We start from the raw sequence: 12,511 nt of genomic DNA on the forward strand, positions 1-12,511 counted from the left end.
CAGTAAAAGCTGAGGGTAGAGGAGAAAGGGTAAAAGCTAAGTTTTCCCATTTCCCCTTGCCCTTTCCCGTTAGTGCGTCGGAATTAAATTCTAACTAATTAAACAAATTGCAGGAGAAACAAAATGAATATTTTTGGCATTGGCTTGCCGGAAATGGCAGTAATTTTCACTATCGCCCTGTTGGTATTCGGCCCGAAAAAGTTACCAGAAATTGGTCGGAGTTTCGGCAAAGCGCTGCGGGGTTTTCAGGATGCTTCGCGGGATTTTGAGTCGGAGTTTACGCGGGAAGCCAAGCAGTTGGAAGAAGCAGTAGCAACCAAAAAGCCGGCACCAGAAAAACTCGCGGCTGCTAAGGAAGATACCGCAGATACTTAAATGAACAACACTCAGAAGTCGGAAACTCCAGCGGAGTTGGTGATTCCCCAGCTAATTGTAGGTTTGGGGAATCCAGAACCAAAGTACGATCGCACGCGACACAATATCGGCTTTAATGCAGTGGATGCTTTGGCTCAAGCTTGGCAGATTTCGCTGTCGGAAAATCGCAAATTTCAAGGCATCTTCGGCGAGGGAAATCGGCCGCGGGGACAGAAAATTCGGTTGCTGAAACCCCTGACGTACATGAATCTGTCGGGCCAATCGATTCGGGCGGCTGCGGATTGGTACAAAATACCTGCGCCTGCGGTGTTAGTAGTGTACGACGATATGGATTTGCCGATCGGGAAAATGAGAATGCGGCTAGCCGGTTCAGCGGGCGGGCACAACGGTATGAAATCCACAATTTCTCATTTGGGGACAGACAAATTTCCCCGGTTGCGGATTGGGATTGGCAAACCTCAAAGCGATCCTGCTAAAAATGATAAAGATACGATTTCCTTCGTCTTAGGAAAATTTTCCTCAGAGGAAAGTCAGTTAGTAGAGAAGATGCTGAAATTGGTTGTAGAGGCGATCGAGCTAAGTCTACAGCAAGGAGTAGAAAAAAGCATGAGCCTCTACAACAATCGTACCATTATAGAAACAAACGTGGAAACAAAAAGGTGAGTTCGAGACGTTTGCCTGAAACTACAGCCCATGTCCGAGTTACGGGTCAATCTTGGCTAAAAGGCACGATTGAAGGTGAAGTGACTGCCGGCAGTTTTGAGTGGCACTTTCAATGGCGTTTTCGGGAAGAAAAAACACTAATTCTTGAACCCTCTCAGGGTAGGGCATTGATTCAGGAACCGCTGCACCGTTTTCTAGAAAAATGGGATTATCAGCTTGAACCAGGGGGCGATTATTCGTTTACGGTTCGGGCTCAGTTTTAATAGTCAGAAACCGGGTTTTTTACGAAAGACAGCAGTGCAACACCCTAAAACTATCAAAAACTCGGTTTCTTTGGCCTTGAAACGCATTGAGTCAGAAACCTGCTTTTTCTAATATTTTAGGTATGTTGTTGCGCTTCAGCGCTCTTTATATTATGAAAGAGCGCTGAAGCGCAACAACATACCTTGATTTAATATGAGAATTGCGTCCTGGACTGTGCCTAAAAAACCAGGTTTCGGGCCCCTGATGAAATGCGGAATAGTCAATTTGTTTGTGTTGATTCCAGCAATTCTTGAATTAAAGCAGGCGCAGTTGCTTCTCGGTAAGCACCGCAATAATACATCGTCAAAACTGCTTTGTAAGCCCAGTGATTGCGCGGCACATCGGTAAAAGGATTTGGCAGAGTTTCCGCGCGATTCTGTACGCAAGCATTGAGGATTTGTTCGCGGGTTGGCTGGACTTGAACTAAAGAATTATTTTGCTTTGTTTGTGCAGGATTTTGCGCCTGTGCGGGAAATGAACAACTGGCACTAACTAGCAGTATAATTGTGGAAACGATTCTGAGTTTAAGCATCTCATTACTTTTTGTGCGACAATATATCCTAACTTCCACTGCATTTCCTGAAAACTATGCTAGGTCGTACCCTCCGCAATCATTATCAAATTATCAAATTCTTGGGACAAGGCGCTTTTGGCGACACTTACCTAGCCAAAGATTTAGACTTGCCCGGACATCCTCAGTGCGTTGTCAAACATTTTAAACCAAAAGACTCCAATCCCGACATTCTACCAATTGCCAAACGCTTGTTCGACAGTGAAGCCGAAACCCTGTACAAGCTGGGTAAGCTGCACGACCAAATCCCGAGGCTTTGGGCCCACTTTGAGGAACATGGAGAATTTTATTTGGTGCAAGATTTTATCGCAGGACAAGACCTGACGAAAGAACTGACTCCGGGTAAAAAATTCAGCGAATCTTATACTATTACATTATTGTGCGATATTTTAGAAATTTTAGCTGTCGTTCACCAGCAAAATGTAATTCATCGCGATATTAAACCTGCTAATATAATGCGCCGCCACGATGGTAAAATTGTCCTGATTGACTTTGGTGCTGTTAAGCAAGTTAGCACAATAGTTGTTAATGTTGATGGGCAAAGTAGCTCAACTATTGCAATTGGTTCTTCTGGTTATATGCCAAGCGAACAAGCGAACCGCAGACCTAAACTTGCCAGTGATATTCATGCAGTAGGGATGATTGGGATTCAAGCATTGACCGGCCAACCTCCTTTTAAATTACCAGAAGATCTGAATACAGGAGAGATTATTTGGCGCGAGCGAGCTAGTGTTAGCAATTATTTAGCTAATATTTTAGATAAAATGGTGCGCGACCATTTCAGTCAGCGCTATCAAAATGCAGGGGAAGCATTACAAGCAATTTTATCTTTGTCGCAGCCTGCACCGTTACCAGCTTTATTCCCACCTGATGCTGCTACTTTAATTTCAACTAATCCGACAAGAATAGATCTTTTAAAAGCTTCGCGTGCGGATTGTGTGGGGGCAGAATTGGCAGCGCCACCAGAAAAAATACCGAAAAAAGTATCATCAACTCCCCTAAAAACAGTTGAATTTGAAACTGTGACAGTGAATTCAAGGGGGCGAATTGTCAAGCGCACTCAATGTCAAGTACAGGTATTTTCCGAAACGCTTGCCCCTGCTATTATTTTAGAAATGGTGGCAATTCCTGAGGGTAGTTTTGTCATGGGTTCCCCAAATTTGGAAGCAGGAAGAAGTAACGATGAAGAGCCGCAGCGTACTGTTAATATCGCCCCTTTTTTTATGGGCAGATATCAGGTGACTCAGCTTCAATGGCGTGCTGTGGCAAATTTACCGAAAGTCAAAATTGACCTCAAGGTTTATCCTTCTTATTTTAAAGGCGCTAATTTGCCTGTCGAGCAAGTATCCTGGCATGATGCTACAGAGTTTTGTGCGAGGTTATCTCAACTTACTGGACGCAATTACAAATTGCCTAGTGAGGCCCAATGGGAATATGCTTGTCGTGCGGGAACGACGACACCTTTTTATTTTGGAGATACTATTACCCCGGATTTAGTTAATTATAATGGGAATTCTCCTTACGCTCGCGCACCCAAAGGAATCTACCGTCAAAAAACAACTGCTGTGGGTAGTTTTCCACCTAATAGTTTTGGACTGTACGATATGCACGGGAATGTCTGGGAATGGTGTCAAGATATTTGGCACGATAATTATGATGGTGCGCCGACTGATGGTAGTGCTTGGGAAAGTGGTGGACAGGGTAAAAAGCGGCTGTTGCGCGGGGGTTTTTGGAGTGGCATTTCGGGCGAGTGCCGTTCTGCTTTTCGCGGCGTCTATACGCCAGATTTCCACGGCAATTTCGACGGTTTTCGGGTTGCGTGTGCTGCAACTTGAAATTCTTAGCCCTTTACTCTTTTGCTTTTTTGCTTTTTTCCCGCCACCATCGCAATCAATTGTTTTCTAAGAACTTCCAACAGAGCAATTACTTGCTCCCTAGTTACAGTGGGAAATCCATCTAAAAAATCATCAATTGATTCTCCAGCTTCTAAATAGTCAAAAAGTGTTTGGACAGGAACCCTAGTGCCAATAAAAACAGGTGTTCCGCCCATGATTTCACCAGAGATGCTAATTATCTGAAAATTCTGAGACATAAGCCTAAGTAGTTGTAGGGTGTGTCGCCATAAAAAATTCCTAACTTAATCCCAACAATCTGATAGCGACGCACCCGATCGATATATTACACACCTTTGGACTGTTCCGACATCTGTCGCATTCCCACAGCCAACACGCTCAAAAACAATAGCCCGATCGCACCAGCCAACGGATTGCCGTTAATTCCAGTCACCCAATCCGGGACAGAACCAGAATATCGCACTAACTCTCCGACGTTAATTATATAGTATCCCCAGACTAAACCTGCATGAAGCCCGATCGACAAACCCAATCGATTTTGACGGCTTCGCTTTGCCAAAACCAGTATCAAACCCAGCAACAACAGCCCCGGAAACTGAGGCCAAGTCCGCAGCATTCCCTCCACGGATTTGATAAAATGAGATAGGGCAAACACCAGACTGTTCGCCCGCACAGACATCGGATAACTGTAATCCCGCTGCAACTCGTCGAACAACCAACCCCGGAATACCAACTCCTCCGCAAAACCCACTCCCAGGGCGCTTAATAGCCCTTCTGCGATGATTCTCGGCAAATTATGAGAATTTTGCCATGCGACAAAGCCAAACAGTCCTTGCACCAAAAATAGGGTGAAAGTAATCGAAATGCCGATCGCCAATCCAGTCAAAAGCTCAAAACCATTTTGTCGCGTATTCACTAAACCGTAACTTTTGAGCAATTGCGTTTGTCCGTAAACCTGTTTTCCCCAGCGCGGAAGTAGAAACAAAAACTCGGTAAACAACAATCCCATTGTCAGAATGGTTGCTAGGTTGCTATCTTTAACTAAGAGATAAATTGGTGCGGCTAGCGGTAGCCAGACTGCTGCCAAGATTAATAGGAAAATTATTACACGTAAGGGAAATGGATAACTGGCAATTTTTATCGGGTTAATCATTGTTGTAAATTAAATGGATTTTACCTGACATTTGTAGCGACACAGCATTGCTCATTGGTGTCAAGTTAAGGTCAAACTTATTCAGAGAATTCTGTTTGCCGCCGAGGCCCGATCCCCCCGCATTCTTGCCCCCTACTCCCCCTTAGATCGGGGGGAACCGGAAACATTCAAAGTCCCCCTTCTTAAGGGGGATTTAGGGGGATCGAGACTCGGCTATAAACGAGAGATACAAAGCTCGTCAGATTTAATTTGACAGTCGCGAGCATTATCCCGTCCCCAATGTACAAAGCCCACAGAAAAAGCTAGAATAGCATCATATCGGTAGAAACTTTAAGCAAAGCTATAACATCAGGTAACAGTCAGTAACTCAGATCTAAAGAGACTGAGCTTGTAAGAAATTGCAAGCTATACTGACCAGCCTAAGTCTTAACTGACTACGTTATTTGGGTCACGACACCGGAGAATGCGACGCTAGTTTTCCGCTCTGTCGCTAGTGGTTAAACAGTTTTAAAGTCACTGAAACAGTGCTGCTAGCCTAACAAGCCCTTATAACATTGGCAAAGCGAACATTACCCGAAAGGGATTCGGAGACAACCATATCTCCACAGAGGGGCAACCATACCCCTCTAACCCCGAAAGGGGATTCAAGGCGGTTGAAACCGCTCTTGGAGCTTTCCTCTCAGGTCTAAAGACTCGCTCGTTTCCCACTTACCGAATATTTTTTATGACTGAAGTATCGGATTTTTCAAATGTCGATCGCGAATTAGACGACACAATATTAAGCTTCGCAGACATTCAAGCAGAACTCAACCTGCGCCGCGCCAAAGATGCTCTGCGAGATATAGTAGAAAATCTCGATTTGACAGCACAAGAGCGAACTGGACTGGAGCCGGAAATTGGTGGCTTGGAAACCATGCTTGACAAGCTAGAGCGCGCTTGCGTGCAAATCGCTGTGTTTGGGATGGTAGGAAGGGGAAAATCTTCGGTTTTGAACGCGCTTTTGGGTCAAAATGTGTTTGAAACGGGCCCGACTCACGGGGTGACTCGCACCACAACTATTGGCCAGTGGGATGTGGGAGATGGTGTTGATGACGATTTACCCGATGGCTTACGCCCCGCTACGCTACGACTTTCGCCAGTTATTTACCGTTTGTCGCAAGTAGAATTAATCGATACTCCGGGAATTGATGAAGTTGACGGCGAAACTCGCGAACTTTTAGCCCGCAGCGTCGCGCAACAAGCAGATTTGATTTTGTTTGTAGTTGCTGGCGATATTACGAAGGTGGAGTATGCAGCACTTTCGCAGTTGCGGGAAGCCGGAAAACCGATGTTATTAGTGTTTAATAAAATTGACCAGTATCCCGATGCAGATAGGCTGGCAATTTATCATAAAATCCGGGACGATCGCGTGAGAGAATTGCTATCTCCCGATGAAATTGTGATGGCAGCGGCTTCTCCTTTGACAGCGCAAGCGGTGCGCCGTCCCGATGGAAGTATGGGAGTAAAAATGACTCGCAGTTTACCGCAAGTTGAGGATTTAAAATTAAAAATATTGGAGATTTTAGACAGAGAAGGTAAATCTTTGGTGGCGCTGAATACGATGCTCTGTGCGGGGGATATTAACGAGCAGTTGGTGCAGCGAAAAATGGAAATTAGAGATGATGCTGCTAACCGGATTATCTGGAATGGGGTAATGACTAAAGCTGTGGCGATCGCCCTGAATCCTCTTACTGTCATCGATCTGCTCAGCGGTGCGGTAATTGATGTGGTAATGATATTAACACTTTCTAAAGTTTACGGCATTGCGATGACGGAAGCGGGCGCGGTGGAATTGCTGCAAAAGATTGCGATTAGTATGGGGGGAATTACTGCGGGGGAATTGTTAGCGAATTTTGGTTTGAGTTCTTTGAAAGGATTGTTGGGTTTGGCGACGCCGGCGACGGGGGGTTTGGCTTTGGGGCCTTATGTTTCTGTGGCTGTGACTCAAGCTGCAATTGCTGGGGTTTCTTGCTATGGAATCGGTCAAGTTACTAAGGCTTATTTGGCTAACGGTGCTTCTTGGGGTGATGAGGGGCCGAAGGCTGTTGTCAGCAAGATTTTGGCTTCTTTGGATGAGGATTCTATTTTAAATCGGATTAAAGATGAGTTGCGTGCTAAGTTGAATTTGGGAAGTGTGGAAAAACAGCAATCTCATTGATAATTTTGGGAGAAACATCAAATTTGGTTCGTAGTGAGGACTTTAGTCCGCATCCAAATTTGGTTCGTAGTGAGGACTTTAGTCCGCATCCAAATTTGGTTCGTAGTGAGGACTTTAGTCCGCATCCAAATTTGGTTCGTAGTGAGGACTTTAGTCCGCATCCAAATTTGGTTCGTAGTGAGGACTTTAGTCCGCATCCAAATTTGGTTCGTAGTGAGGACTTTAGTCCGCATCCAAATTTGGTTCGTAGTGAGGACTTTAGTCCGCATCCAAATTTGGTTCGTAGTGAGGACTTTAGTCCGCATCCATTTAGTCCTCAGGAAGAAGGACTGAAGTCCTCACTACGAACCTTGACTTTAGTCCTCAGGAAGAAGGACTGAAGTCCTCACTACGAACCTTGACTTTAGTCCTCAGGAAGAAGGACTGAAGTCCTCACTACGAACCTTGACTTTAGTCCTCAGGAAGAAGGACTGAAGTCCTCACTACGAACCTTGACTTTAGTCCTCAGGAAGAAGGACTGAAGTCCTCACTACGAACCTTGACTTTAGTCCTCAGGAAGAAGGACTGAAGTCCTCACTACGAACCTTGACTTTAGTCCTCAGGAAGAAGGACTGAAGTCCTCACTACGAACCTTTATTGGTGAGTAGTTTAGTCCTCAGGAAGAAGGACTGAAGTCCTCACTACGAACCTTTGGGTAAACTTTATTTGGAATGTAGATATCGATGTTATTAACCATTTCGACAACTCGCGTCCCTGCTACGGATTTAGGCTATTTGCTGCACAAACATCCCGATCGCCTTCAATGCTTCCCCATGACTTTCGGACAAGCCAGCGTCTTTTATCCTGAAGCAAATGCAGACAAGTGCACGGCGGCTTTGCTGTTAGATGTCGATCCGGTTGGTTTGGTGCGCGGTAAGTCGAAATCGGGCGATCGCCCTTTGGAACAATACGTCAACGATCGCCCCTACGCAGCCTCATCCTTTCTGTCTGTCGCCCTCGCCCAGGTCTTCGGTACCGCCCTATCCGGTCGCTGCAAAGACCGCCCAGAACTCGCAGAAACTGCCATTCCGCTGACAGTTAAGCTGTCGGTTTTGCCCTGTCGCGGGGGCGAGAAGTTCCTCCGCCAAATGTTTGAGCCGCTGGGCTATCAAGTCGCAGCAAAACCGCTGATTCTTGACGAACAATTTCCCGAGTGGGGTGCGAGTCCTTACTTTGCTGTGGAACTGCAAAATACAGTTCGGTTGGCGGATTTGTTGAGCCATCTTTATGTACTAATTCCTGTCTTAGATGACGATAAACATTATTGGGTGGGCGATGATGAAATTGAGAAGTTATTGCGTCACGGCGAAGGTTGGTTGAACTCGCATCCCGCCCGCGAACAAATTGCCGATCGCTATTTGAAACGCCAGCGCCGTTTGACTCGCCTTGCTGTGGCACAATTAGCAGAAGAAGATAATCTCGATCCGGAGAAACTCGAAGTTTCTCACCAGCAAGAAGAGGAAGTTTTAGAACAGCGAATTAGCCTCAACGAACAGCGTTTAGAAGCTGTGATGACTGTTTTAAAAGCCAGCGGTGCTCAGCGAGTGGTAGATTTGGGCTGCGGTGAGGGAAAGCTGCTGCGATTGCTTTTAGCCGAAAGTGCGATCGCCCAAATTACTGGAGTCGATGTGTCTTTTCGGGCGTTGGAAATCGCCAAGGAACGATTGCAGGTCGATCGCCTTTCTCCCGCACAGCAATCTCGCTTACAATTGATCCAAAGTTCCCTGATTTATCGAGACAGTCGCTTGACGGATTTTGACGCAGCAGCGGTGATTGAGGTGATCGAACATCTCGATTTAGAACGGTTGGCTGCTTTTGAACGGGTGTTGTTTGAGTTTGTGCGGCCGAAATTTGCGATCGTCACAACTCCCAACGTTGAGTACAATGTTCGGTTTGAAAACTTGCCGGCGGGTAAATTTCGCCACCGCGATCACCGTTTTGAGTGGACTAGAAATCAGTTTCAGACTTGGGCGAATCAAGTTGGCCAACGGTTTGGATATCGGGTAGAGTTGCGATCTATTGGAACCGAAGATGTAGCAGTTGGTTCGCCTACACAAATGGCAGTATTCGCTTTGACAGAATAACTACTACATTTTTTGTGCTTACAATGTAGTTAAACTTGGAAAAATGCAGGCTTCAGCTATGAACAAATCTATCCAAACCCAGATAATTAAAGTCGATCGCTCTCAAGTATAGCCTTTCTCAAAAAGATGAGGTATAACTGACAGGTTATATAACCACTTAAACCAAGAGGGCCCAAGCCCAACAACGTCCGCGAATCTTTCGCTAGATCCGCTATAATTCGCATTCCTAAATCTTTATTAGAGTAAATTAGTATTAGTGAAGCAGTAGAAATCGAATCTTAATTGAAATTATTTATCTCTATTCTCTCTCTGTGTTCTCTGCGCTCTCTGCGGTTAAATAATCTTGATGCAACCAAAAACGAGATAAATCACAATTATTAAACCATGAAAATTACAATTCCCGAACTATCTTTAGTCCTGCTCATCGGTGCATCCGGTTCCGGCAAATCCACCTTTGCGCGCCAGCATTTCCAACCGACAGAAATCATTTCATCCGATCACTGCCGCGGCCTGGTTTCCGACGACGAAAACAATCAAGCGGCCACCGCTGATGCTTTTGAAGTGCTGCATTTAATTGCTGCTAAACGTCTGGCGGCGGGTAAATTAACTGTGATTGATGCTACGAATGTGCAGCCGGAAAGTCGCAAACCGCTGTTAGAATTAGCCCGAAAATATCATTGCTTTTTAGTAGCAATTGTGCTAGATTTGCCCGAAAAATTGTGTGCCGATCGCAATCAGCAGCGTCCAAACCGCAATTTTGGGAATCATGTAATTCGCCGCCACGTTCAAAATTTAAGACGATCGCTCCGAAATCTCGATCGCGAAGGCTTCCGCTACGTTCACATCCTCCGTTCCCCAGAAGACATCGCAGCAGCCCAAATCGAGAGACAACCGCTGTGGAACAACCGCAAACACGACACAGGCCCCTTTGACATCATCGGCGACGTTCACGGATGCTGCGGCGAATTGTCACAATTGCTGCAACAGTTGGGCTATCAAATTGTCGAACCATCCAGCGCATCTGGCTTTTGGGATTATCCCACCTACGCCCATCCAGAAGGCCGTAAAGCAGTGTTTTTGGGCGATTTGGTCGATCGAGGCCCGCGCATTCTCGACACCCTCAAACTCGTCCGCAACATGGTAGCAGCATCAACCGCTTTGTGCGTCCCCGGAAATCACGACATCAAATTATTGCGAAAACTCAGCGGCAAAAATGTCAAAATCAACCACGGACTCGAACAAACCTTAGCAGAAATTGCAGCTTTACCGGATGAATTGCGCGAATCAGCAGTTAGCGAAATTAGCCAATTTCTAGATAGTTTAATCGGTCATTACGTCCTCGACGGCGGCAAATTAGTCGTCGCCCACGCCGGAATGAAAGCAGAACTTCAGGGACGCGCATCCGCCCGCGTTCGAGATTTCGCATTGTACGGAGAAACCACAGGCGAAATCGATGAATTCGGCTTACCAGTCCGCTACAATTGGGCCGCCGAATATCGAGGTCAAGCAGCAGTTGTTTACGGACACACCCCGATTCCCGAAACAGAATGGTTGAACAATACTGTTGATATTGACACAGGCTGCGTTTTCGGCGGCAAACTAACAGCTTTGCGGTATCCTGAAAGAGAATTTGTCAGCGTTCCTGCTGCGATGATTTACTGCGAACCAGCCAAACCGATCGCCTTTCCACCCATTGCAACTCCGCTTAACAGTTTTCCCGCAATAAATCTCACCGCCCAACAGCAGTTTGATGACGTGCTGGATATTTCCGACGTGCTCGGAAAGCGCACGATCTCAACAAGGCTGCAACGTAACATTGCAATTCGAGAAGAAAATGCGATCGCAGCCCTGGAAGTAATGAGCAGATTTGCCGCCAATCCCAAATGGCTGATTTACTTACCGCCCACCATGTCTCCCGCTGCTACCTCCAAAGAACCCGGGCTTTTAGAACATCCAGCCGAAGCCTTTAACTACTACCAACAGCAAGGCGTCTCGACAGTTGTCTGCGAAGAAAAGCACATGGGTTCCCGTGCAGTTGTCATTGTTTGTCGCGATGAATCGGCGGCTAAACGGCGCTTTGGGATTTTTAACAACAGCATTGGCATTTGCTACACCCGTACTGGTCGCCATTTCTTCGATAATTCTACCTTAGAAACAGAGTTTTTAACGCGGGTAAATCGCGCTCTTTCTGCTAGCAAATTTTGGGATAAGTTTAAAACGGATTGGGTGTGTTTGGACTGCGAATTAATGCCTTGGTCTGCCAAAGCTCAAGGTTTATTGCAAGAACAATATGCTGCCGTGGGAACCGCATCCCGTCACGGGTTTGCGGAGGCAATCCAGCAGCTAGAACAGGCGAAACAGCGGGGAGTTGAAGTTGATTCTTTGCTGGCTAGCTACCGGGAACGAGCCGATTTAGCCGATCGCTATGTCAGTGCCTACCAACGCTACTGCTGGCCCGTGAAATCCATCTCCGACCTCAAATTAGCGCCTTTCCACATCTTGGCAACCGAGGGAAACGTTCACACCGATCAGAATCACTGCTGGCACATGGAACAGATAGCAGAAATCTGTAATTTTGACCTAGAATTGCTGTTAGCTACTGAATACAAAGTAGTTAGAATTGCCGATCTTGACAGTCAATTGGCAGGGATTCAATGGTGGGAAAAAATGACTGATGCCGGGGGCGAAGGGATGGTGGTGAAACCGATGGAATTTATTGTTAATAATAGCAAAGGATTGGTACAGCCTGCGATCAAATGTCGCGGTAAAGAGTATTTGCGAATTATTTACGGCTTGGAATATTCTTTGCCGGAACATTTGGAAAAATTGCGATCGCGCGGGCTTTCCGGGAAGCGTTCTTTAGCTTTGCGAGAGTTTGCTTTGGGTGTAGAATCGTTGGATAGATTTGTTGCGGGTGCTCCGTTGAGGCAAGTTCACGAGTGCGTTTTCGGAGTATTAGCAATGGAGAGCGAACCTGTAGATCCGAGATTGTAATTTGGTTCGTAGTGAGGACTTCAGTCCTCTGAATATGCGGACTGAAGTCCGCACTACAAACACTGTAATTTGGTTTGTAGTGAGGACTTTAGTCCTCTGAATATGCGGACTGAAGTCCGCACTACAAACACTGTAATTTGGTTTGTAGTGAGGACTTCAGTCCTCTGAATATGCGGACTGAAGTCCGCACTACAAACACTGTAATTTGGTTCGTAGTGAGGACTTCAGTCCTCTGAATATGCGGACTGAAGTCCGCACTACAAACACTGTAATTTGGTT

Annotated in this window: 11 protein-coding genes; 8 read left to right on the forward strand and 3 right to left on the reverse strand. The window is 46.1% G+C overall.

From position 1 onward, the window contains the following. Nucleotides 1-123: 123 nt before the first annotated feature. The 3 genes from QZW82_RS18960 to QZW82_RS18970 are packed head-to-tail and all read left to right on the forward strand — an operon-like array spanning nucleotide 124 to nucleotide 1,301. Complete coding sequence (locus QZW82_RS18960) at nucleotides 124-375, forward strand: TatA/E family twin arginine-targeting protein translocase (RefSeq protein ID WP_293151090.1); 252 nt, start codon at nucleotides 124-126, stop codon at nucleotides 373-375. Next, nucleotides 376-1,038 (forward strand): aminoacyl-tRNA hydrolase, encoded by a 663-nt coding sequence (pth, locus tag QZW82_RS18965; RefSeq protein ID WP_293151093.1) that lies wholly within the window; start codon nucleotides 376-378, stop codon nucleotides 1,036-1,038. It begins immediately after the preceding gene. Next, nucleotides 1,035-1,301: a DUF3146 family protein gene (locus QZW82_RS18970; protein WP_265234869.1), complete on the forward strand. Its 267-nt coding sequence runs from the start codon at nucleotides 1,035-1,037 to the stop codon at nucleotides 1,299-1,301. Before pth ends, QZW82_RS18970 begins: the two co-directional genes overlap by 4 nt. A 260-nt stretch (nucleotides 1,302-1,561) precedes the next feature. Here QZW82_RS18970 and QZW82_RS18975 read toward each other — a convergent pair whose 3' ends face one another. Continuing rightward, complete coding sequence (locus QZW82_RS18975; protein ID WP_293151098.1) at nucleotides 1,562-1,873, reverse strand: S-layer protein; 312 nt, start codon at nucleotides 1,871-1,873, stop codon at nucleotides 1,562-1,564. 56 nt (nucleotides 1,874-1,929) lie between these two features. Between QZW82_RS18975 and QZW82_RS18980 the strand changes: the two genes are divergently transcribed. After that, a complete protein-coding gene (locus tag QZW82_RS18980; RefSeq protein ID WP_293151101.1) occupies nucleotides 1,930-3,747 on the forward strand; it encodes a bifunctional serine/threonine-protein kinase/formylglycine-generating enzyme family protein in 1,818 nt (605 codons plus the stop codon). A 5-nt stretch (nucleotides 3,748-3,752) separates the two neighbouring features. Here the strand turns inward: QZW82_RS18980 and QZW82_RS18985 are convergent, their stop codons facing one another. Then, nucleotides 3,753-4,004 carry a DUF433 domain-containing protein gene (locus tag QZW82_RS18985; protein ID WP_293151104.1) on the reverse strand — a complete coding sequence of 84 codons (252 nt, stop codon included), beginning with the start codon at nucleotides 4,002-4,004 and terminating at the stop codon, nucleotides 3,753-3,755. A gap of 86 nt (nucleotides 4,005-4,090) precedes the next feature. Continuing rightward, a complete protein-coding gene (locus QZW82_RS18990; protein ID WP_293151106.1) occupies nucleotides 4,091-4,918 on the reverse strand; it encodes a type II CAAX endopeptidase family protein in 828 nt (275 codons plus the stop codon). Between the two features lie 724 nt (nucleotides 4,919-5,642). On the opposite strand from QZW82_RS18990, the gene QZW82_RS18995 reads away from it, so the two are divergent. The 4 genes from QZW82_RS18995 (at nucleotide 5,643) to QZW82_RS19010 (ending at nucleotide 12,232) form a co-directional block, all read left to right on the forward strand. Continuing rightward, entirely contained in the window at nucleotides 5,643-7,115 is a 1,473-nt protein-coding gene (locus QZW82_RS18995; protein WP_293151109.1) for a GTP-binding protein, read from the forward strand. A 33-nt stretch (nucleotides 7,116-7,148) separates the two neighbouring features. Further along, nucleotides 7,149-7,448 carry a hypothetical protein gene (locus QZW82_RS19000; RefSeq protein WP_293151112.1) on the forward strand — a complete coding sequence of 100 codons (300 nt, stop codon included), beginning with the start codon at nucleotides 7,149-7,151 and terminating at the stop codon, nucleotides 7,446-7,448. A gap of 389 nt (nucleotides 7,449-7,837) precedes the next feature. After that, a complete protein-coding gene (locus QZW82_RS19005) occupies nucleotides 7,838-9,238 on the forward strand; it encodes a 3' terminal RNA ribose 2'-O-methyltransferase Hen1 (RefSeq protein ID WP_293151115.1) in 1,401 nt (466 codons plus the stop codon). A gap of 384 nt (nucleotides 9,239-9,622) precedes the next feature. Continuing rightward, nucleotides 9,623-12,232 carry a polynucleotide kinase-phosphatase gene (locus QZW82_RS19010; protein ID WP_293151118.1) on the forward strand — a complete coding sequence of 870 codons (2,610 nt, stop codon included), beginning with the start codon at nucleotides 9,623-9,625 and terminating at the stop codon, nucleotides 12,230-12,232. Nucleotides 12,233-12,511 lie beyond the last annotated feature (279 nt).

This window comes from Microcoleus sp. bin48.metabat.b7b8b9.023 (genome assembly GCF_013299185.1).
In the GTDB taxonomy this organism is placed as follows: domain Bacteria; phylum Cyanobacteriota; class Cyanobacteriia; order Cyanobacteriales; family Microcoleaceae; genus Microcoleus.